The following is a 23,032-nucleotide window of genomic DNA, read 5'->3' as shown; positions in this document are numbered from 1 at the left end:
CGGACAACTTCGGCGCCCCGTGGGGGCGAGGGAACAACTCGATGTGAAGTTAGGTTAGGCTAACTTTACTTTGACATCGAGCCCTCGCCCCCATTCCTCTGCCCTGAGGGCGCCGATGAAGTTTCCCCGCATCCGGGAGGACCCCTTCATGCGTTCGCACCTGCTCAATGACTCGACTGCGGAGCACTACCGTCGCTCCGTGACCGCAGGGATCGAACGGGTCGCAGCCAAACTCGCCGCCGCCGACCGGCCGTTCACCGGGATCTCCGTCGACGCGCTCTCCCCGGTCGTCGACGCGATCGACCTGGACCTGCCGTTGGGTGATGCGTCCGCCGCCCTCGACGAGCTCGACCGCGTCTATCTCCGGGACGCCGTCTACTTCCACCACCCCCGGTACCTGGGCCACCTCAACTGTCCGGTGGTCATCCCGGCCGTCCTCGGCGAAGCCGTCCTCTCGGCCGTCAACTCCTCGCTGGACACCTGGGACCAGAGCGCGGGCGGCACCCTGATCGAGCGCCGGCTGATCGACTGGACCGCGGCCCGGATCGGCCTCGGCCCCGCCGCCGACGGCATCTTCACCAGCGGCGGCACGCAGTCCAACCTGCAGGCCCTGCTGCTCGCCCGCGAAGAGGCCAAGTCCCGCCCCGGGCAGTTCGACCGGCTGCGGATCTTCACCTCCGAGTGCAGCCACTTCAGCGTCCAGAAGTCGGCGAAACTCCTCGGTCTCGGACCGGACTCCGTCGTCTGCGTCCCCGTCGACCGGAACAAGCGCATGCAGACCGTGGCCCTCGCCCGCGCGCTGGAGCAGTGCGCCGCCGAGGGCGCCGTCCCGATGGCGGTCGTCGCGACCGCGGGCACCACGGACTTCGGCTCGATCGACCCGCTGCCCGAAATCGCCGCGCTCTGCCAGCAGTTCTCCACCTGGATGCATGTCGACGCCGCGTACGGCTGCGGACTGCTCGCCTCCGGCGAGCGCCGCCACCTCCTCGACGGCATCGAGCACGCCGACTCCGTGACCGTGGACTACCACAAGTCCTTCTTCCAGCCGGTGAGTTCCTCGGCCGTCCTGGTACGCGACCGGGCCACACTGCGCCACGCCACGTACCACGCGGAGTACCTCAACCCGCAGCGCATGGCCGCCGAGCGCATCCCCAACCAGGTCGACAAGTCCCTGCAGACCACCCGCAGATTCGACGCCCTCAAACTGTGGATGACCCTGCGCGTCATGGGCGCGGACGGCATCGGCGAGCTCTTCGACGAGGTCTGCGATCTGGCCGCCGAGGGCTGGCAACTTCTCACCGCGGACCCGCGTTTCGACGTCGTCGTCGAGCCGCAGCTCTCCACGCTGGTGTTCCGCTGCGTCCCGGACGCCGTCACCTCACCCGCCGAGATCGACCGCGCCAACCTCTACGCCCGCAAGGCGCTCTTCGCCTCCGGCGAGGCCGTCGTCGCCGGAACGAAGGTCGGCGGCCGCCAGTACCTGAAATTCACCCTGCTCAACCCCGAAACGACCGCACAGGACATCGCCGCGGTCCTCGACCTGATCGCCGGCCACGCCGAGCAGTACCTGGGAGACTCCCTTGACCGCGCTTCCTGACCGTTCCTGAGCAATAAGCGGGAGTGAGTCCGCGCACTGGCACGCCCCGAACGGTCTTGGGCGCACTGGTCCCCGGCGTACTCGACCCCGAGGCAGCGACACGCATCCCGTGCGCGGTCCGATCCCGGGAGGCCAGTTCCCTATGCGACCTGGCCGAGTGGGTGCGGCCAGAGGCGACGGAGAGGCCCTGAACCATCACTCCGGTGGAGCAGGGGCCCCGCACGCTGGCGCCGCACCCGGCGTCCCAGATCGCACAGCGACGTTACCCCGGCTTACACACGGCACCGCAAGCCCACGAGCCGACCATCACACGATCGAGGTAAACCGACGTTATGCACGCTCCCCCGCGACCAATTGCCAACCCCCACGACTTCATCGGGATCGGCCTCGGCCCGTTCAATCTCGGCCTCGCCTGCCTGACCGAACCCATCGACGAACTCAGCGGTGTGTTCCTGGAGTCCAAGCCGGACTTCGAGTGGCATGCCGGAATGTTCCTCGAAGGCGCCCATCTCCAGACGCCGTTCATGTCGGACCTGGTGACGATGGCCGACCCCACCTCGCCGTACTCCTTCCTCAGCTACCTGAAGGAACGCGGGCGGCTGTACTCCTTCTACATCCGGGAGAACTTCTACCCGCTGCGGACCGAGTACAACGACTACTGCCGGTGGGCCGCCGGCCGGCTGAGCAGCGTCCGCTTCAACGAGACCGTCGAGTCGGTCAGGTACGACGAGAGCACCGCTCTCTACACTGCCCGCACCCTCGCCGGAAGCGTCTTCCGCGCCCGGCACCTGGTACTGGGCACGGGAACCCCCCCATACATCCCGGAGGCGTGCCGGGAACTGGGCGGCGACTTTCTGCACAACTCCCGTTACCTGGAGGCAAAGGCGGCCCTCCAGGCCAAGGAGTCCATCACCCTCGTGGGCAGCGGGCAGAGCGCGGCGGAGATCTACTACGACCTGCTCTCCGAGATCGACGCGCACGGCTACCGGCTGAACTGGGTGACGCGCTCACCGCGGTTCTTCCCGCTGGAGTACACCAAGCTGACGCTGGAGATGACCTCCCCGGAGTACGTCGACTACTTCCACACCCTGCCCGAACAGACCCGCTACCGGCTGGAGTCCGGCCAGAAGGGGCTCTTCAAGGGCATCGACGGCGAACTGATCGACGCGATCTTCGACCTGCTCTACCGGAAGAACCTGCGCGGACCCGTCCCCACCCGGCTCCTCACCAACTCCGCGCTGCACAGTGCGCGCTACGAGGAGAGCAGCGGCACGTACACGCTCGACCTGCACCAGGAGGAGCAGGACAAGGAGTACAGCCTCACCACCGAGGGGCTGATCCTCGCCACCGGCTACCGCTACACGCCGCCGGCCTTCCTGGAGCCGATCGCCGGCCGGCTGCGCCACGACAGCCGCGGCCGCTTCGACGTGGCCCGCAACTACTCCATCGACACCACCGGGCGCGGCGTCTTCCTGCAGAACGCGGGCACGCACACCCACTCGATCACCTCGCCCGACCTGGGCATGGGTGCCTACCGCAACGCGTACATCATCGGCGAGCTGCTCGGCCGTGAGTACTACCCGGTCGAGAAGTCCATCGCCTTCCAGGAGTTCGCCGTATGAACACCGCCCTCGGTACCTTCACCGTCCGCGCCCTCGACCCTTCCCCGAGCCCTCACCTGGGTTCGAGCGGGTCAGGCTCCATGTCCGACGCCGAACTGGTGCACAGCTGGGTCACCCACCCCAAGGCGTCCTTCTGGCTGATGGGCGACGCCCGGCTGCAGGACGTCGAGCGGGAGTACGGGGCGATCGCCGCCCACCCGCACCACGACGCGTTCATAGGACTGCACAACGGGGAGCCCGCCTTCCTGATGGAGCGGTACGACCCCGCCGAGGTCGAACTCAAGGGGCTCTACGAGCCCGAACCCGGCGACATCGGGATGCACTTCCTCGTCGCCCCGACGGACACCCCGCTGCACGGCTTCACACACGCGGTGATCACCACTGTGCTGGAGACGCTGTTCGCCGATCCGTCGGTACGCCGGGTCGTCGTCGAACCGGACGTCCGCAACACGGCCGTGCACGCGCTCAACAAGGCCGTGGGCTTCGAGGTCCTCCGCGAGATCGCCAAGCCGGAGAAGACCGCCCTGCTCAGCGCCTGCACCCGGGAACAGTTCCACGCCGCCCGCGAAGGAGACGCCCGATGACCACCACCACCGCCGTCGCGCACCTCACCCCCGAGCGCTGGGCCGCCGCCAACCGGCAGCTCATCCGCAAAGCCCTCGCCGAGTTCAGTCATGAGCGGCTGCTGACCCCCGAGCCGCTCGGCGCCGACCTCTACGTGGTACGCGGCGACGACACGGCGACCGAGTACCGCTTCGCCGCCCGGCGCTTCGCGCTCGACCACTGGCAGGTCGACGCCGCTTCCGTCACCCGCCACCGGCACGGCACCGTACTGCCCCTGGACGCGCTGGAATTCTTCGTCGAACTGCGCGAGACGCTGGGGCTGTCGGCGGAGGTCCTGCCGGTCTACCTGGAGGAGATCTCCTCCACGCTGGCCGGAACCGCGTACAAACTCGCCAAGGAACCGGTGACCTCCGCCGCGCTCGTCGCCGCCGGATTCCAGGCGATCGAGACGGGCATGACGGAGGGCCACCCCTGCTTCGTCGCCAACAACGGGCGGCTCGGCTTCGGCATCGACGAGTACCGCGCGTACGCCCCCGAAGCGGCGAGCGCGATCCGGCTGGTCTGGCTCGCCGCCCGCCGCGACCGCGCCACGTTCACGGCGGGCGCCGGGCTCGACTACGAGACGCTGATCAGCGGCGAACTGAGCGGGGAGACCCGGCAGCGGTTCGCCGGCACGCTGACCGGCCTCGGGCTCGACCCCGACGACTACCTGCTCATCCCCGTCCACCCCTGGCAGTGGTGGAACAAACTGGCTGTCACCTTCGCGGGAGAACTCGCCCAGCACCGTCTGGTCTGCCTCGGCGAGAGCGACGACAGCTACCTCGCCCAGCAGTCCATCCGCACCTTCTTCAACACCGGCAACCCGGAGAAGCACTACGTCAAGACGGCACTGTCGGTCCTGAACATGGGCTTCATGCGCGGGCTCTCCGCCGCGTACATGGAGGCGACGCCCGCGATCAACGACTGGCTGTCCGGGCTCATCGAGCGCGACGAGGTGCTGCGCGCGGCCCGGTTCTCGATCATCCGCGAGCGGGCGGCCATCGGTTACCACCACCGGACGTACGAGGCGGCCACCACCAAGGGCTCCCCGTACCTGAAAATGCTCGCCGCGCTCTGGCGGGAGAGTCCGGTACCCGGCCTGGCGCCGGGCGAACGGGTCGCGACCATGGCATCGCTCGTCCACACCGACCACGAGGGCAACTCCGTCGCGGGCGCACTGATCGCCGAGTCGGGACTGGCCCCCGCCGACTGGCTGCGCCGCTACCTGGACGCCTACCTGGTGCCGGTACTGCACAGCTTCTACGCGTACGACCTCGTGTACATGCCGCACGGCGAGAATGTCATCCTGGTCGTCGAGAACGGCGTCGTCACCCGCACGGTCTTCAAGGACATCGCCGAGGAGATCGCCGTCATGGACCCGGACGCGGTGCTGCCGCCCCAGGTCGAGCGGATCCGCGCCGAGGTCCCGGACGACATGAAACTGCTGTCGGTCCTCACCGACGTCTTCGACTGCTTCCTCCGCTTCCTGGGCGCCGGACTCGCCACCGAGGGGATCCTCGACGAGGAGACGTTCTGGCGGACGGTCGCCGCCTGTGTGTCCGGCTACCAGGAGTCGGTGCCGCAACTCGCGGACAAGTTCACGCAGTACGACATGTTCACGAAGGAATTCGCACTGTCCTGTCTGAACCGGCTCCAGCTGCGCAACAACAAGCAGATGGTCGACCTGACGGACCCGTCGGGAACACTGCAGCTGATCGGCACCTTGAAGAACCCGATCGCGGGCTTCTAGTGGCTTGTCCCGGTCGCCGGGCGGGCCCGGAAGATCAGGCCCGCCCGGCGACCGGGGACAGAGCGTCAACAGGCCGCCCGGTCACCTCACTGCTCAGGCCACGGGACCTGCGCCGACCTGTGGTAGTCGATCCCCAGCGCCGAGAACCTCGGCCCCTGCGCCGCGAGGCGCACCTTGTACGCGTCCCAGTCATGCGTGGACGCCGGCGACCAGCCCAGCTCCGCAACGCCCGGCAGCCGCGGGAACGCCATCTGCTCCACCTCGTCGCTGTTCGTCACCGTCTCCGACCAGATCGGCGCCTCGACCCCGAGGATCGAGCTCTCCGGGGCGCCTTCGAGGTACGTCGCCGGGTTCCAGTCGTACGAACGCTGCACCTCGACATAGCCGGCCCAGGCCAGACCCAGCTTGGTGTCCTTGTTGTATTTCATGTCGAGGTACGTACGGTCCGCAGGGGACAGCACGAGCTGCGTGCCGTTCTTCGCCGCGTCCGCCACCTGCTTGCGCTCGGCGGCGCCCGTCCGGTCGTAACCCCAGTACTGGGCGACCGCGCCCGCGACGGGCGTGGCCCCGGTCAGCTGATGCCAGCCGACCACGGTCTTGCCGTAGGTGCCGACGATGGCCTGCGCCCTGTTCATGAAGGTCACATAGTCGTCGTGGCTGGTGGAGTGCGCCTCGTCGCCGCCGATGTGGAGGTACTTGCCCGGCGTCAGCGCGGCCAGCTCACGGACCACGTCGTCCACGAACGTGTACGTGATCGCCTTCGGCACGCACAACGAGCTGAAACCGACGCTCGTGCCGGTGTAGAGCGGCGGTGCGACCCCGTTGCAGTTCAGCTCGGCGTACGAGGCGAGTGCCGCATTGGTGTGGCCCGGCAGGTCGATCTCCGGCACGACCTCCAGGTAGCGGGAGGAGGCGTACCGGACGATCTCCTTGTAGTCGCTCTTGGTGTAGTAGCCGCCGGCTCCCCCGCCGACCTCGGTCTGCCCGCCGTACGTGGCCAGCCGCGGCCAGGAGTCGATGGCGATGCGCCAGCCCTGGTCGTCAGAGAGATGCAGATGGAGCTTGTTCATCTTGTAGAGGGCGAGCTGGTCGATGTAGCGCTTGACCTCGGCGACGGAGAAGAAGTGCCGGGAGACATCGAGCATCGCGCTGCGGTACGCGTAGCGCGGCGCGTCCGTGACCGTGCCGCCCGCGACCTGCCACGGCCCCGCCTGGCGGCTGTTCTTCTCCACGTCCGCCGGGAGCAGCTGCCGGAGCGTCTGGACGCCGTGGAAGAGGCCCGCCGGGCCGCGCGCGGTGATGGTGACGGATCCGTGGCTCGACTTCAGCGTGTAGCCCTCCGCGCCCAGCTCGCTGTCGTCGGAGCCGAGCCGGAGCCGGATGCCGTCACCGCCGCCGCGGCCGGTGACCGGCAGGGCGTAACCGGTGGAGGGGCGCAGCACGCCCGCCAGGTAGGTGCCGATCCTCCGGGCCTCGCCGGAGTCGTCGTCGACGCGGATCTTCGTTCCCGCGGTGATGGTGTACGGGGAACCGCCCGCCTTCACCTCGGCGGGGGCGGGCACGATCTGCCCGAGCGGACGGGGCGCGCCGGCGGGGGCCTGGCCGCTGTGCGCCGCGGCTCCTCCCGGAGCCGCGCCGACACTGGAGATTCCGGCCGCCGTGACGAGCAGCAGCGAGCCGAGCAGATGGGGAAGTGCGGTGCGCTGTTTCCTGTGCAGTCTCACAAGCCGGGTCCCTTTCGACGGGTTCACACCTGTGGATCTCCTGAGCAACGAACCATCACCATGCGTATCGTGCACCTCACGCGTGGTCAAGGTGTAGACCACTTCCCCGTTCTACGGCCGCCGGAATCACCCGGCATGCGAGGCGCCGGCCGAGGTCGCCGTCCGCGCCGAAGCGCTTCCGAGTGACTTCCGGGCGATTCCGGCCCTGACCCGGGCGCGAAGGAGAGCGTGATCACACTCACCCCTGCCCGATATCGGGCAGAATTGTTGCGTTGGCGCTCCATTCACCGCAATATCGACGAGTGCCTGAACGCCGCTCGTCGCACGACGACCTCATCGATCACCTGGTGCGCTCCACCGCGCTCCAGCGCGGCGAAGCCGCCCGGGTGATCCTCGACGTGCTGGCGTACTTCGACGAGACGACCGACGACTTCGTCCGCCGCCGCCACCGCGAACTGCAGTCCGGCGGCCTGGTGAACACGGAGATCTTCGAACGCATCTCGGCCGAGCTGCCGCACCGGGCGGTCGCGCCGCCGGAGCTCTCGCTCCGCCAGCTGCGCCGCATCGTCTACGGCTGAGCACCAGGCACCACAACGACATCGATGGAGGGGCAGAGACTCTATGTGCGGAATCGTCGGATACATCGGAAAGCGTGATGTGGCACCGCTGCTGCTGGAGGGGCTGCAGCGGCTGGAGTACCGGGGGTACGACTCCGCGGGCATCGTCATCACCGGCAAGGCGGCGGCCGGGAAGCCCGCCGCCCTGAAGATGGTCAAGGCGAAGGGCCGGGTCCGCGAGCTGGAGGCCCGCGTCCCCAAGCGTTTCACCGGCACCACCGGCATCGCCCACACCCGCTGGGCCACCCACGGCGCCCCGAGCGACGAGAACGCCCACCCGCACCTGGACGCCGAGAACAAGGTCGCCGTCGTCCACAACGGCATCATCGACAACGCCTCCGAGCTCCGTGCGAAGCTCGTCGCCGACGGCATCGTCTTCCTCTCCGAGACCGACACCGAGGTGCTGGTCCACCTGATCGCCCGTGCGCAGGCGGACACCCTGGAGGAGAAGGTCCGCGAGGCGCTTCGCTCGGTCGAGGGCACGTACGGCATCGCCGTCATGCACGCCGACTTCAACGACCGCATCGTCGTCGCGCGCAACGGCTCCCCGGTGGTCCTCGGCATCGGCGAGAAGGAGATGTTCGTCGCCTCCGACGTCGCCGCGCTGGTCGCCCACACCCGTCAGGTCGTCACCCTCGACGACGGCGAGATGGCCACCCTCAAGGCCGACGACTTCCGTACGTACACGACGGAGGGCTCGTCCACGACGGCCACGCCGACCACCGTGGAGTGGGAGGCCGAGTCGTACGACATGGGCGGCCACGACACGTACATGCACAAGGAGATCTCCGAGCAGGCCGACGCCGTCGACCGGGTGCTGCGCGGCCGCATCGACGACCGGTTCTCCACGGTGCACCTGGGTGGTCTCAACCTGGACGCCCGTGAGGCGCGCGGGGTCCGCCGGATCAAGATCCTGGGCTGCGGCACCTCGTACCACGCGGGCCAGATCGGCGCCCAGCTCATCGAGGAGCTGGCCCGCATCCCCGCGGACGCCGAGCCCGCCTCCGAGTTCCGCTACCGCAACCCGGTCGTCGACCCCGACACCCTGTACGTCGCGGTCTCCCAGTCCGGTGAGACGTACGACGTGCTGGCCGCCGTCCAGGAGCTCAAGCGCAAGGGCGCACGGGTCCTCGGTGTGGTCAACGTGGTCGGCTCGGCGATCGCCCGGGAGGCCGACGGCGGTACGTACGTCCACGCCGGCCCCGAGGTCTGCGTCGTCTCCACCAAGTGCTTCACGAACACGGTGGTCGCGTTCGCGCTGCTCGCCCTGCACCTGGGCCGCATCCGCGACCTGTCGGTCGCCGACGGCAAGCGGATCATCGAGGGGCTGCGCAAGCTGCCCGCCCAGATCACCGAGATCCTCGAGAACGAGGACGAGATCAAGAAGCTGGCCGCGGAGTACGCGGACGCCAAGTCGATGATGTTCATCGGCCGGGTGCGCGGCTACCCCGTCGCCCGTGAGGCCTCGCTGAAGCTCAAGGAGGTCTCGTACATCCACGCCGAGGCCTACCCGGCGTCCGAGCTGAAGCACGGCCCGCTGGCCCTGATCGAGCCCGCGATGCCGACCGTCGCGATCGTGCCGGACGACGACCTGCTGGAGAAGAACCGCGCCGCGATGGAGGAGATCAAGGCCCGCAGCGGCCGGATCCTCGCGGTCGCGCACCAGGTCCAGGAGAAGGCCGACCACACCATCGTGGTGCCCAAGAACGAGAACGAGCTGGACCCGATCCTGATGGGCATCCCGCTCCAGCTCTTCGCGTACCACACGGCGCTGGCCATGGGCCGCGACATCGACAAGCCGCGGAACCTCGCGAAGTCCGTCACCGTCGAGTAGCCCCCGCCACCCGTACGGCAGGAGAGCGGCCCCGCACCAGGTCAGAGAAGGTGCGGGGCCGCTCTCTCCCGTTGGCCGGTGCCGCCCCAGGTCGCACCGGCCGGTGACTGCCTCAGCCGGCGGCCGTCACACCCCGGTCGGCAGCACGCCCCGGCAGCGCCGTCGGCCACTTGGCCAGCGCCGCCGTCGCTCCGTACCAGGCGGCGAGACCGGCCACCGCGGCCAGCCAGCCGCCGACCTTGCCGAGCCCGTCACTGCCGGCGAACTGCCCGACACCCAGGAGCAGAAGCCCCAGGAAGAGCAGTGCGTACGTCCCCTGCGCAAGCAGACCGCCGCCGGCCGCCCCGAGGGTGAGACTCAGCGCGAACAGCGCCCAGAGCAGCAGGAACAGCCCCGCCGCATGACCGGAGACATGGGCATCGGCACCGGTGCCCCAGGTGAACCAGAACGCGCCGAGCCCGACGAAGGCCGTGCCGGTGAAGGCGCTGCCGCCGCGGAACTCCAGCAGTCCGGCGACGAACAGGGCGATACCGCCGACATACAGTGCGAGCGAGACGGCGTCGGCCGCCGTCACCCCGTCGATGACCCGGGTGTGACCGATACCGAACGCCAACAGGGTGAGTCCCAGGGCGAGATGGCCGAGGGTGGAGGTGCTGCTGCTTCCCGCAGAGACATCATTGTCCACGGCGGGCTCCCTTCAAAGGCAGTGGTGCTGTTTCCCAGTGACCCTTATGTACCCTTCACAAGCGCACAATTCACCTTTACGGGTGAGTAGATTGCCTGTTTTCAAGGACGAGTTGACGCCACGTCGGCCATCCGGTCAGGACGCCCCCGCGCCAGGAAGAAAGAGCCCAAGGACTGCCCCGTGCCCTCTGGTGGGCGCACGACGGCAACTACGGCACCTCGCCCACGTTGCCGGAACGTCCGAAGGCGCCCAGCATGAGGACGCTCCTCCACCGTGCGATGCACCGCATCCGACGCCGCGCGCTGATCCACCGGGGATGACGGGACAGCCCTCAGGGAATGACCACGACCGGGCGCTGGGCGCGCCGCGCCAGCCGCCCCGCCACCGAGCCGAAGATCCGGCCGACGATGCCGTGCGTGGAGCCGACGACGATCGCGTCGGCCGAGTACTCCCGGCCGACCTCCTCCAACTCGTGGCAGATGTCGCCGCCCCTCTCGACGAGCACCCACGGCACCTCGGAGAGGTAGTCCGCGCAGGCGAGCTCCAGACCGAGGACCTCGGTGCGATGATCAGGCACATCGACGAAGACGGGCGGCTCGCAGCCTGCCCAGACCGTGGTCGGAAGCCGATTGGCGACATGGACGATGATCAGGCCGGAACCTGATCTTCGCGCCATCCCGATGGCATAGGCGAGGGCTCGCTCACTGGACGTGGAGCCGTCGAAGCCGACCACGACCCCATGCCGGAAGGCGGGATCGCAGGAGTGGCGTGGTTCTTCGACCGCCAGGGGGTCCGACGATGGGTCGGCTACCTGCTTGCGGTCCGCGGGTTCGGGGATTTCGTGACCGGCCATCGGTGTCTCGGCGAAGAGAGTCCTCGTGGGGAGAGCGGCTTGGGGAAGGCGTATCAGCGGGCGGTGTTGCGGTGTCCGGGAATCATCTTCCCAACCCCTTACCCCCAAGGGTACGGCGCCACTCCTCCACTGCCCAGACCCCCGCAAAGCGCGTGCGACGTTCCACGGAGCATGCCCGAGGCAGCCGCAGATGGCAATGCCGGTTGCGCGGTACACCGGGGCCGGCACCGGGCGACCGGCCGCGGCGGACACTCGTCGGCGACCGAGTCGCATCACAGAGTCACCACCCGCAGGGTGGCCACCGCACCGCATCACCGCGCCGTCCCGGGGCGCGGCGCGGCGCCCGCATCCGCCCGCCCGACCGACCGCGCCCGTCACCACCACCGTCCGGTCCGCGAACGGCGTGGTCCGCCGGGTGGTGTTCAGCCGCCTGCCCGAACCGGCAGTCCTCGTGGCGTACGGAACATCCGCCGGCGATGCCGGCGCCCTCGCTCCCGGCCTCGTGGGGCGGCACCGCCGCTTGCCGCATCCTGCTCCGCCGGTCCGAACGCGTGGCCGCCCACCGGACCGAGGGGGCGCACGGGAGCAGTCACATGGAGAGGGTCGCGCGCCGGTCGAACGACTGAATCCGGCATACGCAACCGTATATTTTCAGCCAACTTCTCGCCCCTGTCGATTCCTTGGCGAATTGGCCGATCAACCCCCTTGCCACCAGGCAAGAAGAGACCACGCGGTACGCTTCCACCTGATAGGGACGGGCCACGAACGGGAGGCGCACTTCCCTGCACGGCCCGGGGGTGGAACGCTTCGTGATCGAATGCTTCCCGCCACGTGGCCATGTCGATATAGCGCTGGTTGGTCAACTTGTCACGACGGCACCACGGGACGCAGTAGATTCGATCTTGGGTGCCGAAGACTGGGGACTCGTGCAAGACCGAGGGGAAATGTGCAGGAGCGACAGGCCCGTAAGGACCAGGAAGACGCGAACACCGAGGGGGGCTTAGCGTCATGAGCCAGGACTCCGCCGCCGCAACGGAGGCTGTACGAAAGCTCGGCGGACGACGACGTCGCGAAGTCGTCGCCGTCCTGCTGTTCAGCGGCGGCCCCATCTTCGAGAGCTCCATCCCGCTCTCCGTGTTCGGGATCGACCGCCAGGACGCGGGAGTTCCGCGCTACCGACTTCTCGTCTGCGGCGGGGAGGAGGGGCCGCTGCGCACCACCGGCGGGCTCGAACTCACCGCACCCTACGGGCTGGAGGCGATCAGCAGGGCAGGCACCGTCGTGGTGCCCGCCTGGCGTTCGATCACCTCGCCGCCGCCCACCGAGGCGCTGGACGCGCTGCGCCGCGCCCATGAGGAAGGGGCCCGCATCGTCGGGCTGTGCACCGGCGCGTTCGTGCTCGCCGCCGCGGGGCTGCTGGACGGCCGTCCCGCGACCACGCACTGGATGTACGCACCGACGCTGGCCAAGCGCTACCCGTCGGTCCACGTCGATCCGCGCGAGCTGTTCGTCGACGACGGCGATGTACTCACCTCCGCCGGGACAGCGGCAGGAATCGACCTCTGTCTGCACATAGTCCGCACGGACCACGGCACCGAGGCCGCCGGGGCACTGGCCCGGCGGCTCGTCGTGCCCCCGCGGCGCAGTGGCGGTCAGGAGCGCTACCTCGACAGGTCTTTACCCGAGGAGATCGGCTCCGACCCGCTCGCCGAGGTCGTGGCCTGGGCGCTGGAGCACCTCCACGAGCAGTTCGACGTGGAGACGCTCGCCGCGCGCGCCTACATGAGCAGGCGGACCTTCGACCGGAGGTTCCGTTCGCTGACGGGCAGCGCACCGCTCCAGTGGCTGATCACCCAGCGCGTGCTGCAGGCGCAGCGGCTGCTGGAGACGTCCGACTACTCGGTCGACGAGGTCGCGGGCCGCTGCGGCTTCCGCTCGCCGGTCGCGTTGCGCGGACACTTCCGGCGCCAGCTGGGCTCCTCCCCCGCCGCGTACCGGGCCGCGTACCGGGCCCGCCGTCCGCAGGGGGGACCCATGGAGCCGGTGGCGACGGCGATCGAGACGGTCGTGCCCGCACAGGACACGTCCGCGAGCCGGAGGGCCGGCCTGATGGCGACCCCGTCGGGCCCTCCGGCCGCAGCCGCCACGGCGGCCGGGCCGGAGCACGGGAAGCCGGGCTCCGACGCATACGCCACCGGGCGCCCGACCCTGCCGGGGCAGCGCAGCGCCCCGTAGGGTGGGACGTATGAACGATCGCATGGTGTGGATCGACTGCGAGATGACCGGGCTCTCGTTGACGGAAGACGCACTCATCGAGGTGGCCGCACTGGTCACCGACTCGGAGTTGAACGTGCTCGGCGAAGGGGTGGACATCGTGATCCGCCCGCCGGACAGGGCCCTGGAGACGATGCCCGAGGTGGTGCGGCAGATGCACACCGCCTCGGGCCTCCTCGACGAGCTGGCCGACGGCACCACGCTCGTCGACGCCGAGGCCCAGGTGCTGGCCTATGTGCGCGAGCACGTGAAGGAGCCGGGCAAGGCACCGCTCTGCGGGAACTCGGTCAGTACCGACCGGGGATTCCTGGCCCGGGACATGGCGGCCCTGGAGAGCTACCTGCACTACCGGATCGTCGATGTGTCCTCGGTCAAGGAGCTGGCCCGCCGCTGGTACCCGAGGGCGTACTTCAACAGTCCGGAGAAGAACGGCAACCACCGGGCGCTCGCGGACATCCGTGACTCCATCACGGAGCTGCGGTACTACCGGGAGGCGATCTTCGTACCGCAGCCCGGGCCGGACTCGGAGCAGGCCAAGGCCATCGCGACACGCCTGACGGCGCCGCCGTCGTAGGACCTCGGGAAGCCGCTGGTCACGGGCGTTTCAAAGTCCGGGATCAGCGGCTGAACAACGGGGGCGCGAGCACCCCCTCGGACCCTGTACACTTTTTCTCGGCCGGTCAGAAAAGACCGGACACGGTGGGTATAGCTCAGATGGTAGAGCACCTGGTTGTGGTCCAGGATGTCGCGGGTTCGAGTCCCGTTACTCACCCTGAATGAAGAAGGCCTGACCTGTGAAAACAGGTCAGGCCTTCTTCACGTTCAGGAACTTGGGAACATCACGGGAACACAACTGTCGGTCCTGCGCCGCATCGTCCCCACACGCCGAGCATCGTGGAGTCGCTGCTCCGTCACACCGAAGCCGCCCGACGCGAACACCCGGCCACCGTCGGCAACCTCATCCAGGACGACGTCACCGACCGGGTGCGCGCCGAGGAGAAGCGGGAGGGGTCGGTTTCGTGCGTCCGGCTTCAGCCGCCGGGGCTGAGATGGAACCCCCCGGATGGCCGCTTCACTGCCTAGTGCTGCCTGCGCTGCGGCGGCGTGTCGATCGGCCGGGTCCGGTGCACGGTGCAGGCTGTTGCGGGAGGCTGCGCCGTTCACTGTCGGGCGGGTTCGTCGGAGTGCTTTCCGGTCGGCGCGGGGATGTTTTGACCGAGGTGGGGTGTGGGTCAGGGGACAGGGCGTAGATCGCGAGTGCCACAGTCGCGTAGCCGGTGCCGAGCAGGCAGGCCGCAGGCCATCCGGCTGCCGTGTAGGTCCATGTCGTGGTCACCGCGCCGAGGGCCGAGCCGAGGGAGTAGAAGGCCATGTAGGCGCCGATCACACTGCTGGTCTGCTGAGGCCGCGCGGTGGTGATGAGGTGCTGGTTGCTGACGTGGACGGCCTGCACCGCGAAGTCGAGCAGGATCACGCCCGCGCAAAGCAGCCAGAGGGATTGCCCGGTCTGGGCGATGAATGCCCACGAGGAGATCAAGGCCGCCAGTGACCAGCCCGTGACCGGGCCGGCGTATCCGCGGTCGGCCCATCGTCCTGCGCGGGCGGCGCCGAGAGCGCCGGCGAGCCCGGCGAAACCGAACAGGCCGATCTGCGCCGGGGTCAGTTGCCAGGGTTCGGCAGCCAACGGAAGCGCCAGACCGCTCCAGAGTGTTCCGAACGAGGCGAACACAAAGAACGCGATGGCCGCTCGGCCGCGGAACATCCGGTCTGTGGTGAGAAGCCGCCCCATGGAGACGATCACCCGCCGGTAGCTGCCGCGTACCCGTTGCCGCGGTCCGTCTGCGGGCAAGGCGACCAGCACGAGGGCGGACAGGAGCACCGACGCGGTGGCCAGTGCGGCGTACACGCTGTGCCAGCCGACCGCATCCGCCAGGAGCCCCGCGACCGCACGGGCACCGAGGATGCCGACCACTACGCCGGAGGTGACCGTGCCGATGTTCCTGCCTCGCTCGTGCGGCGGCGACACGGCTGCCGTGTAAGCGACGGTCGTCTGCACCACCACCGCGAACAGCCCTGCGACCCCGAGGCCCACCAGTGCGAGCGGCACCGTCCGTGAAGCCGCGACGACAGCGCACCCCACCGCGGTCATCACCAGATGGCCTGCGATGAGCCGGCGCCGGTCGAGCACGTCCCCCAGCGGAACGAGTGCGACCAGCCCGACCAGATAGCCGCTCTGGCCGACAGCGACAAGCCACCCCAGGCCGCCCGACGCGAGCCCCAGGTCCGATCCCGCCGCGTCCAGAACGGGCTGCACGGCGTAGATACTCGCCACGGCTGTCGCGCACACCATGGCCAACAGCAGCCTTCGCCCACCACTGAGGACCGTCACCACCGCCACCCTCCAATCAGTAGCACATTGCAACTGTTTTGACGGTAGGGCAGAATGGTCTCGAAACGCAACCGAATGGGGCTCGCATGACGGCAATGCCCGCGCAGAAGACCTCCACGGCCGATCACTGGACCGACCCGAACTGCCCGGTGGCCCGGACCCTCGACCTGGTCGGCGACCGCTGGAGCCTGCTCATCATCCGGGACGCGATGGACGGCGCGTCCGCATTCACCGACTTCCACCACAGGCTCGGGATCGCCCGCAACATCCTCACCGACCGACTGCGCCGCCTCACCGAACACGGCATCCTCGCCCGCGATGTCGCGCCATCGGGCAAACGGCAGACCTACGTACTGACGGAAGCCGGCCGCGACCTGTTCACCGCGGTCCTCGCCCTCCGCCAATGGGGAGAGCGTCACGCCTTCGCCCCCGGCGAGACACACTCGGTGCTGGTCGACCAGCAGGGGCAGGCCGTCCCCGAACTGCGTGCCGTCGACACCGCCGGCGGGTCCCTCACCTCCAGCACGACCCGCGTCGAGAAGCTTCCCGTAACCGCCCCACAGCCGCAGACGACCGCAGACCGAGCGAAATGACATAGGCACTCACCCGGAAGTGGGCCTGGTCTTCGGACCGGGGCCCTTCGCCAGGTGATGCCCCCTCACCAGGGTGGCGAGTGACGGTCGTCACTTCGGCATCCGCCCGGCGGCGGGCGTCACGACGAGTCGCGGACGATCAGCTCGGTGGGGAGCACGATCTGCGGGCGTTCCAGTTCCTCGCCCGCGATCTCCTGGAGCAGCACCCGGGTCATCTCCCGGCCCATCTCCTCGATCGGCTGACGCACGCTGGTGAGCGCGGGGTCCATGTGACGGGCCACGGCCGAGTCGTCGAAGCCGACGAGCGCCACATCGTCCGGGATACGCCGGCCCGCCTCTCGGAGCACCTGACGGGCGCCCGCGGCCATCACGTCGGAGGCGGCGAAGACCGCGTCGACGTCGGGCCGGCGGGCCAGCAGGTCGCGCATGGCGCGGGCGCCGCCCTCCTCGGTGAAGTCGGCGCGGGCGATCAGCCGCTCATCCGGGTCGAGACCAGCCGAGGCGACGGCCTCGCGGTAGCCGTCGAGGCGCCGCTGCGCACCGTACACATCGAGGTGTCCGGTGATCGTGGCGATGGACCGGCGGCCGCGGGAGATCAGATGGTCGACGGCGCTGCGGGCGCCCTCGAAGTTGTCCGAGTCGACCGCGGCGAGCGGTTCGGAGGCGGATCTGCGGCCGCTCATCACGGCCGGCATCCCGAGCTGCTCCAGCAGATCGGGCAGCGGGTCGTCGGCGTGCACGGAGACCAGCAGCACACCGTCGACGCGGTGCGCGGTCAGATACTGGGCCAGCCGTCGGCGCTCGCGGTCGCTGCCCACCAGGGTGAGCAGCAGCTGCATGTCGGTGTCGGCGAGGGCCGCGCCGACACCCCGCACGATGTCGGAGAAGTACGGCTCGGCGAAGAAGCGGCTCTCCGACTCGGGCACGACGAGGGCGATGGCGTCCATGCGGTTCCCGGCCAGGGCGCGGGCCGCGCGATTGGGCACGTAACCCAGCTCGGCGACCGCAGCCTCCACCGCCTCACGGGTGTGCGCGCTGACCCGTGGTGAACCGTTGATGACCCGCGAGGCGGTGCCGCGCCCCACGCCTGCTCGTGCCGCGACTTCTTCGAGCGTGGGCCGCCCACCGCTCCGTACTCGCGCTACCGTCATGGCCGCCTCCCGTTTCGCGGTCAATTTCTCACAGTCGGATAACCGAACCAAGTCCCGATGTGGGATCCCTTGACACTCCACCGGGCCGACCGCCCGCACCGCAGCATCCTTCGGGGAGCGCTCCCACTCTACGTGCGCGGTCAAGGGCCCCGCAGTGTGGAGGGCCCGGAGACTCAACTGCCGGGTGGAAACGGATGAGACCCGGCACAGGGCCGGGTCTCAGGGGTCCGCGCGAGTCAGGAGGCGTCGGCCGGGGGAAGGGCGTGGCGGCGGATCACCTCCGCGTACCAGTGGGCGCTGGCCTTGGGGATGCGGCGCTGGGACGCGTAGTCCACGTACACCGCGCCGAACCGCTTGGAGTACCCGTACGCCCACTCGAAGTTGTCCATCAGCGACCACAGGAAGTAGCCGCGGACGTCCGCGCCGTCGGCGACGGCACGCCGCACGGCGTCGAGATGGCCGCGCAGATACTCGATCCGCTCGGGATCCTCGACCCGGCCCTCGGGCGAGACGTAGTCGTCGAAGGCCGCGCCGTTCTCGGTGACCAACAGCGGCAGCCCGGGGTGGTCACGAGTGACGTCCATCAGCAGGCTGTACAGGCCGTCGGGGTCGATCGACCAGTTCATCGCGGTCCGCGGCTTCCCCTCGGAGAGGTGGAAGGCGACATGTTCGGAGCCGGGCCACGGGGAGTAGTCGCTGGCGCCGTGGCCGTCGTTGCGCGAGTCGCCGACGCCCTCGGCAGGCGTGGAAACCAGCGTCGGCGTGTAGTAGTTGACGCCCAGGACGTCGACGGGGCGGGAGATCGCGGCCAGGTCCCCGTCGTGGACCAACTGCGACCAGTCGACGAGGTGCGAGGTGTCGGCGATCAGGTCCTCGGGGTACTCGCCGCGCAGCATCGGCCCGGTGAACACCCGGTTGCCCACCGCGTCGATCCGGCGGGCGGCGTCCACGTCGGCCGCGCTGTCGGTCAGCGGGCGGACCTGGTGGAGATTGAGGGAGACCGAGGTCTGTGCGCCGGCGGGGAGTTGACCGCGCAGCACCTCGATCGCCCGGCCATGGGCGAGGTTGAGGTGGTGGGCCGCCCGCAGGGCGGACACGGCCTCGGTGCGGCCGGGAGCGTGCACACCGGAGCCGTAACCGAGGAAGGCCGAGCACCACGGCTCGTTGAACGTGGTCCACATGCCGACGCGGTCACCGAGGGCGCCGGCCATGATGGCGGCGTAGTCGGTGAAACGCTCGGCGGTCACCCGCTGCGGCCAGCCGCCCGCGTCCTCCAGCTCCTGGGGAAGGTCCCAGTGATAGAGCGTGGCGACGGGGGTGATGCCGGCTTCGAGCAGCTCGTCGACGAGCCTGCGGTAGAAGTCCAGGCCGCGCTCGACGGCGGGGCCCCGGCCGGTCGGCTGCACCCGGGACCAGGAGATGGAGAAACGGTAGGCCTTCAGCCCCAGTTGCTTCATCAACTGCACGTCGTCGCGGTAGCGGTGGTAGTGGTCGGTGGCGATGTCGCCGGTGTCACCGTTGCGGACCTTGCCCGGTGTGCGGCTAAAAGTGTCCCAGATGGAAGGGGTGCGGCCGCCCTCGGCGGCGGCACCCTCGACCTGGTAGGCGGCGGTGGCCGCCCCCCAGAGGAAACCGGTCGGGAAGTCCGATGCCTCGGGTGCCCGCTGCGGGGCGATGTCGGGTCGTACGGCGGTCATGCGGGAGCGCTCCCAAGAATGGACGAACAGAGTCAGGGAAGGAGTGGGATTCCGGGTCCCGTACGGCCTGTGGTCAGGCGCAGGCCGTACGGGACGCCAGGGAAGGCTCGGGTGACGTCACGTCAGCCCTTGACGGCGCCGGACATGATCCCCCCGACGATCTGCTTGCCGAAGATCACGAACACCACGAGCAGCGGCAGCGTGCTGATCAGCGCACCGGCCATCACGATGCTCTGGTCGGGGGTGTACGAGGCGCTCAGCTGGCCGAGGGCCACCTGGAGCGTGGGGTTCTGCTGGTTCAGCGCCAGGTAGGGCCAGAAGAAGTCGTTCCACGCCTGCACGAAGGTGAGCATCCCGAGCACCATCATCGCGGGACGGGCCACCGGGAGCACGATGCTCAGCACGATACGGAAGTTGTTCGCGCCGTCGACCTTGGCGGCCTCGATGAGCTCGTACGGCAGCGCCTCGGACAGGTACTGACGCATGAAGAACACGCCGAACGCGCTCACCAGCGTCGGGAAGATCACCGACTCCAGATGTCCGCCCCAGCCGATGTCGGACATCATCATGAACAGCGGGACGACGCTGAGCTGCGGCGGGATCGTCAGAGTGGCGATGACCGCGGTCATCAGTCCGCTGCGGCCCCGGAACCGCATCGTGGAGAAGGCGTAACCGGCCAGCGTGCAGAAGAAGAGCGTCGCTGCCGTGATGCAGCCGGAGACGATGACGCTGTTGACGATCGCCTGGCCCAGATGTGCCTGGTTCCAGGCCGCGTCCAGGTTGTGCATGAGCCGGCCGCCCGGCAGGAAGGGCGGTGTGGAGGCCAGCACCTCGTCCTGTGTGTGGGAGGCGGCCACCAGGGTCCAGTACAGCGGCAGGATCGAGCCGATACCGACGACGGCGAGGGCGATATAGGCGAAGGGGCCACCCTGCAGCTGCTTACCTGCGCCCGGCTTGAACCGGCTCGGGCGCAGGCGCGCCCGCTGGGCCGTGTACGGGACGCCGAACTCCGGGGCTTTGGTGGGGCTGGTCATGGTCATTGGATATCGCTCCCGGTCAGACCGCGGATGTGCGTACGAAGCGGCCGATGAGCCAGTTGACCGCGGCGATGATCAGCAGGAGGGCGAGCATCGCCCAGGCCACTGCTGCGGCAGGACCGAGATGCCCGAGGTTCCAGCCGTAGTTGTAGAGGTAGACGCTGAGCGTCTCGTACTGATTTTCGTTGCCGCCCGTGGCGCCGAGCGTGCCGCCCTCCAGCAGCAGGGGCTCACCGAACAGCTGCATGGAGCCGATGGTCGAGATGACGATCGTGAACAGGATCGTGGGCCGCAGCGAGGGGATGGTCACCTTGCGGAACTGCTGCCAGCGCGAGGCACCGTCGAGCGAGGCGGCCTCGTACAGATCGCTCGGCACGGCCTGTATGGCGGCGAGGTAGATCAGCGTGTTGTAACCGGTCCAACGCCAGATCACGATGACGGAGATCGCGATCTTGGACGTCCAGTGCCCGTTGGCCCAGTTGGTGTGGCCGAGGCCGACGAACTCCAGCGCCCAGTTCAGCAGACCGCCGTCCGCCCGGAAGACCAGGGCGAAGACCAGGGCCGCGGAGGCCACGGAGGTGGCGTACGGGGTGAGGATGACCGTCCGCCAGAAGGTGCTGGCGCGCAGCTTGTAGTTCAGCAGGTGGGCCAGGCCCAGCGCGACCAGCAGCTGCGGGACCGTCGACATGACGCCGATGAGGAAGGTGTTGGTGACGGCGGTCCAGAACTCGCTGTCATGCAGGATCTTGTCGAAGTTGTCCCAGCCGACCCACTCCATCCGGTCCAGGCCGGTCATCTCCACCCGGTGCAGGGCGATCCAGCCGGTATAGAGCAGCGGATAGAGCCCGAAGGCGCCGAAGACGAGGAAGAACGGGGCTATGTAGGCGTACGGCGACGCCTTGTCGTCGAACCGCCACAGCCGACGCCGCCATGCCTGCCGGCGGGGGTCGGCCTGCGGCTGCTGGGAGCCGCCGGGTGGCGGGGCATAGGCGTCCCGGGTGGGAGTCGAGGTGGCCACGGGCGGGAGTCCTTCCCTGGTTACTTGGGGTACCCGGTACGGGGGCGCCCCGGTAGGGGCTGGGGTGTGGGCGGTTGCTCACGGTCGTGGATGTCCACGGGGTGGCCGGAGGTGCCCCGGGCCGGGCCGGACCGGACGGGTCCACGGTGCGCCCGGGAGGTACCCCGTGGTGTGTCCGGGCACGCCGTGGAGGGGCCGGGTGGCCGGGAGCGCGCAGGCGCGGGCGGCCCGGTGGCCGCCCGCTGCTGCGACGGTCAGCCGATCGCCTTGTCGATCGCGCCGGTCGCGGCCTTCCACGCGTCGTCCGGGCTGGTGCCGCGCTGCTCCATGTTGTTGATCTGGGTGGAGATGGTGTCCTTGATGACGCCGTCCTTCGGGCCGAGAACGGTCTCAGGGATCGATGTGGCCTCGTCGGCGTAGATCTGGCCGATCGGGGCGTCGTTGAAGTACGGCAGCGTCGCGTTCTTCACGTCCGGCAGCTCGTACGCTCCCTTGTTGGACGGGAAGCTACCGATCGCCTTGAAGACGGCGGCCTGCTGCTCGGGGGCGGTCAGCCACGTGACGAGCTTGGTGGCCTCGTCGACGTTCTTGCCCGACTTGGGCACGGCGAGGAACGAGCCGCCCCAGTTGGCGGCGGTCGCACCGGGCGCGGTGGTGATGTTCCACTTGCCCTTGTTGCCGTCACCGGCGTTGATCGAGATCTGACCGGCCATCCATGCGGGGCAGGCCACGGTGGCGACGGTGCCCTTGCGCAGTGCGGCCTTCCACGGGTCGGTGAACTGGGCGAGGCCCTGGGTCAGCTTCTTCGACGCCGCCTCGGCCGCAAGGTCCCAGCCCTGCTTGACGCTGGGGCTCTCCTTGTAGATCGGCTTGCCGCTCTCGTCGTAGTACTGCTTCGCGTTGGAGCTCACCACGGCGTTGAACATCGCGCTCGCGGAGTCCATGAAGAAGGTGCCCTTGGGGGCCTTCTTCTTGTACTCCTCACCGAGCTTGAGGTAGTCCTCCCAGCCGCCGGCGACCCTCTTGGCGACCTCCTCGCGGTCGGTCGGCAGACCGGCCTGCTTGAAGAGGTCGGTGTTGTAGCAGAGGGACATCGGACCGATGTCGGTGCCCGCGCCGATCACCGCGCCGTCTGCCGTGGTGGCCTGCTTCTCCTTCCAGGAGACCCAGTCATCGACGTTGATCACCTTGCTGAGGTCGGCGAAGGAGGACGCCTTGGTGTCGACGATCTCCTTGATCCGGCCGACCTCGATGCCCTGGACGTCCGCCAGACCGCTGCCCGAGTTCAACTGCTGGAGCAGCTTGGGGTAGTAGACCTTCTCATCGGAGGTGACGTCCTCCTTGACCACGATGTTCGGGTGCAGCTCGTGGTACTTGGCGAAGAGACCGGCTTCCTTGTAGCCGAACTGCCCGAAGTCGGCCACGGTCAGCGTGATCTTCCCATTCGCGCCGGAGCCTGTGCTGTCCGTTGAATCCGAGTCGCTGCTGCAGCCGGTCAGCAACAGGGCCGTGGCTGCCAGGCCTGTGGTGGCCAGAACCGCGGCTCTGCGGCTTCGACCGGCGACGGTGCGGGTGATGCGCATTCCAC

At 68.9% G+C, this 23,032-nt stretch carries 19 protein-coding genes and 1 tRNA gene; 11 read left to right on the top strand and 9 right to left on the bottom strand.

The window, feature by feature from the left end; all coding sequences use genetic code 11:
* Positions 1 to 148 precede the first annotated feature (148 nt).
* From AB0915_RS01845 to AB0915_RS01830, 4 genes are all read left to right on the top strand, one after another.
* Positions 149 to 1,597 (top strand): aspartate aminotransferase family protein, encoded by a 1,449-nt coding sequence (locus tag AB0915_RS01845; protein ID WP_366689199.1) that lies wholly within the window; start codon positions 149 to 151, stop codon positions 1,595 to 1,597.
* Positions 1,598 to 1,929: 332 nt separating this feature from the next.
* Positions 1,930 to 3,219 (top strand): lysine N(6)-hydroxylase/L-ornithine N(5)-oxygenase family protein, encoded by a 1,290-nt coding sequence (locus AB0915_RS01840; protein WP_366689198.1) that lies wholly within the window; start codon positions 1,930 to 1,932, stop codon positions 3,217 to 3,219.
* A complete protein-coding gene (locus AB0915_RS01835) occupies positions 3,216 to 3,803 on the top strand; it encodes a GNAT family N-acetyltransferase (protein WP_366689197.1) in 588 nt (195 codons plus the stop codon). Before AB0915_RS01840 ends, AB0915_RS01835 begins: the two co-directional genes overlap by 4 nt.
* Entirely contained in the window at positions 3,800 to 5,572 is a 1,773-nt protein-coding gene (locus AB0915_RS01830) for an IucA/IucC family siderophore biosynthesis protein (protein ID WP_366689196.1), read from the top strand. Before AB0915_RS01835 ends, AB0915_RS01830 begins: the two co-directional genes overlap by 4 nt.
* An 86-nt stretch (positions 5,573 to 5,658) precedes the next feature.
* On the opposite strand, the gene AB0915_RS01825 is transcribed toward AB0915_RS01830, so the two are convergent.
* Positions 5,659 to 7,296 (bottom strand): beta-N-acetylhexosaminidase, encoded by a 1,638-nt coding sequence (locus tag AB0915_RS01825; protein ID WP_366689195.1) that lies wholly within the window; start codon positions 7,294 to 7,296, stop codon positions 5,659 to 5,661.
* A 302-nt stretch (positions 7,297 to 7,598) separates the two neighbouring features.
* Here AB0915_RS01825 and AB0915_RS01820 point away from each other — a divergent pair, with 302 nt between their 5' ends.
* Complete coding sequence (locus AB0915_RS01820; protein ID WP_366689194.1) at positions 7,599 to 7,874, top strand: hypothetical protein; 276 nt, start codon at positions 7,599 to 7,601, stop codon at positions 7,872 to 7,874.
* 43 nt (positions 7,875 to 7,917) lie between these two features.
* Complete coding sequence (gene glmS, locus AB0915_RS01815; protein ID WP_366689193.1) at positions 7,918 to 9,747, top strand: glutamine--fructose-6-phosphate transaminase (isomerizing); 1,830 nt, start codon at positions 7,918 to 7,920, stop codon at positions 9,745 to 9,747.
* Positions 9,748 to 9,859: 112 nt separating this feature from the next.
* On the opposite strand, the gene AB0915_RS01810 is transcribed toward glmS, so the two are convergent.
* On the bottom strand, positions 9,860 to 10,432 hold the full coding sequence (locus tag AB0915_RS01810) for an acetate uptake transporter (protein ID WP_366689192.1): 573 nt from the start codon (positions 10,430 to 10,432) through the stop codon (positions 9,860 to 9,862).
* Positions 10,433 to 10,763: 331 nt separating this feature from the next.
* A complete protein-coding gene (locus AB0915_RS01805) occupies positions 10,764 to 11,285 on the bottom strand; it encodes a universal stress protein (protein ID WP_358862478.1) in 522 nt (173 codons plus the stop codon).
* A 1,008-nt stretch (positions 11,286 to 12,293) separates the two neighbouring features.
* Here AB0915_RS01805 and AB0915_RS01800 point away from each other — a divergent pair.
* The 4 genes from AB0915_RS01800 (at position 12,294) to AB0915_RS01785 (ending at position 14,642) form a co-directional block, all read left to right on the top strand.
* A complete protein-coding gene (locus tag AB0915_RS01800) occupies positions 12,294 to 13,520 on the top strand; it encodes a helix-turn-helix domain-containing protein (protein WP_366689191.1) in 1,227 nt (408 codons plus the stop codon).
* A 10-nt stretch (positions 13,521 to 13,530) separates the two neighbouring features.
* The gene (gene orn, locus AB0915_RS01795; RefSeq protein ID WP_366689190.1) at positions 13,531 to 14,133 is read left to right on the top strand and encodes an oligoribonuclease; all 603 of its coding nucleotides are present in this window, start codon (positions 13,531 to 13,533) and stop codon (positions 14,131 to 14,133) included.
* Positions 14,134 to 14,258: 125 nt separating this feature from the next.
* Positions 14,259 to 14,331, top strand: a tRNA-His gene (locus AB0915_RS01790).
* 122 nt (positions 14,332 to 14,453) lie between these two features.
* Entirely contained in the window at positions 14,454 to 14,642 is a 189-nt protein-coding gene (locus AB0915_RS01785; RefSeq protein WP_366689189.1) for a hypothetical protein, read from the top strand.
* Here AB0915_RS01785 and AB0915_RS01780 read toward each other — a convergent pair.
* Positions 14,632 to 15,909 (bottom strand): MFS transporter, encoded by a 1,278-nt coding sequence (locus AB0915_RS01780; RefSeq protein ID WP_366689300.1) that lies wholly within the window; start codon positions 15,907 to 15,909, stop codon positions 14,632 to 14,634. The two genes, AB0915_RS01785 and AB0915_RS01780, sit on opposite strands and share 11 nt — an antisense overlap.
* Before the next feature lie 134 nt (positions 15,910 to 16,043).
* On the opposite strand from AB0915_RS01780, the gene AB0915_RS01775 reads away from it, so the two are divergent.
* Positions 16,044 to 16,541 (top strand): helix-turn-helix domain-containing protein, encoded by a 498-nt coding sequence (locus tag AB0915_RS01775; protein WP_366689299.1) that lies wholly within the window; start codon positions 16,044 to 16,046, stop codon positions 16,539 to 16,541.
* Positions 16,542 to 16,660: 119 nt separating this feature from the next.
* On the opposite strand, the gene AB0915_RS01770 is transcribed toward AB0915_RS01775, so the two are convergent.
* The 5 genes from AB0915_RS01770 to AB0915_RS01750 all read right to left on the bottom strand — a co-directional run bounded on the left by AB0915_RS01770 (position 16,661) and on the right by AB0915_RS01750 (position 23,027).
* Positions 16,661 to 17,692, bottom strand: coding sequence for a LacI family DNA-binding transcriptional regulator (locus AB0915_RS01770; protein WP_366689188.1), 1,032 nt, complete (start codon positions 17,690 to 17,692; stop codon positions 16,661 to 16,663).
* Between the two features lie 236 nt (positions 17,693 to 17,928).
* Positions 17,929 to 19,389 (bottom strand): GH1 family beta-glucosidase, encoded by a 1,461-nt coding sequence (locus tag AB0915_RS01765; protein ID WP_366689187.1) that lies wholly within the window; start codon positions 19,387 to 19,389, stop codon positions 17,929 to 17,931.
* A gap of 122 nt (positions 19,390 to 19,511) precedes the next feature.
* Positions 19,512 to 20,429, bottom strand: a complete 918-nt coding sequence (locus AB0915_RS01760; protein WP_366689186.1) for a carbohydrate ABC transporter permease — start codon at positions 20,427 to 20,429, stop codon at positions 19,512 to 19,514.
* Positions 20,430 to 20,445: 16 nt separating this feature from the next.
* Complete coding sequence (locus AB0915_RS01755) at positions 20,446 to 21,444, bottom strand: sugar ABC transporter permease (RefSeq protein ID WP_366689185.1); 999 nt, start codon at positions 21,442 to 21,444, stop codon at positions 20,446 to 20,448.
* A gap of 254 nt (positions 21,445 to 21,698) precedes the next feature.
* Positions 21,699 to 23,027 (bottom strand): extracellular solute-binding protein, encoded by a 1,329-nt coding sequence (locus AB0915_RS01750; protein ID WP_366689184.1) that lies wholly within the window; start codon positions 23,025 to 23,027, stop codon positions 21,699 to 21,701.
* Between the last annotated feature and the right edge of the window lie 5 nt (positions 23,028 to 23,032).

The organism is Streptomyces sp. NPDC048411 (assembly GCF_040704695.1).
Lineage (GTDB): Bacteria > Actinomycetota > Actinomycetes > Streptomycetales > Streptomycetaceae > Streptomyces.
This window is presented reverse-complemented; position numbering and strand designations above follow the sequence as displayed.

Excerpts from the sequence above, each read along its gene's own strand:
- AB0915_RS01845 (WP_366689199.1), top strand. The coding sequence starts at position 149 with ATGCGTTCGCACCTGCTCAATGACTCGACTGCGGAGCACTACCGTCGC.
- AB0915_RS01840 (WP_366689198.1), top strand. The coding sequence starts at position 1,930 with ATGCACGCTCCCCCGCGACCAATTGCCAACCCCCACGACTTCATCGGG.
- AB0915_RS01835 (WP_366689197.1), top strand. The coding sequence starts at position 3,216 with ATGAACACCGCCCTCGGTACCTTCACCGTCCGCGCCCTCGACCCTTCC.
- AB0915_RS01830 (WP_366689196.1), top strand. The coding sequence starts at position 3,800 with ATGACCACCACCACCGCCGTCGCGCACCTCACCCCCGAGCGCTGGGCC.
- glmS (WP_366689193.1), top strand. The coding sequence starts at position 7,918 with ATGTGCGGAATCGTCGGATACATCGGAAAGCGTGATGTGGCACCGCTG.
- AB0915_RS01805 (WP_358862478.1), bottom strand. The coding sequence starts at position 11,285 with ATGGCCGGTCACGAAATCCCCGAACCCGCGGACCGCAAGCAGGTAGCC.
- AB0915_RS01800 (WP_366689191.1), top strand. The coding sequence starts at position 12,294 with ATGAGCCAGGACTCCGCCGCCGCAACGGAGGCTGTACGAAAGCTCGGC.
- orn (WP_366689190.1), top strand. The coding sequence starts at position 13,531 with ATGAACGATCGCATGGTGTGGATCGACTGCGAGATGACCGGGCTCTCG.
- AB0915_RS01780 (WP_366689300.1), bottom strand. The coding sequence starts at position 15,909 with ATGGTGTGCGCGACAGCCGTGGCGAGTATCTACGCCGTGCAGCCCGTT.
- AB0915_RS01775 (WP_366689299.1), top strand. The coding sequence starts at position 16,044 with ATGCCCGCGCAGAAGACCTCCACGGCCGATCACTGGACCGACCCGAAC.
- AB0915_RS01770 (WP_366689188.1), bottom strand. The coding sequence starts at position 17,692 with ATGACGGTAGCGCGAGTACGGAGCGGTGGGCGGCCCACGCTCGAAGAA.
- AB0915_RS01765 (WP_366689187.1), bottom strand. The coding sequence starts at position 19,389 with ATGACCGCCGTACGACCCGACATCGCCCCGCAGCGGGCACCCGAGGCA.
- AB0915_RS01760 (WP_366689186.1), bottom strand. The coding sequence starts at position 20,429 with ATGACCATGACCAGCCCCACCAAAGCCCCGGAGTTCGGCGTCCCGTAC.
- AB0915_RS01750 (WP_366689184.1), bottom strand. The coding sequence starts at position 23,027 with ATGCGCATCACCCGCACCGTCGCCGGTCGAAGCCGCAGAGCCGCGGTT.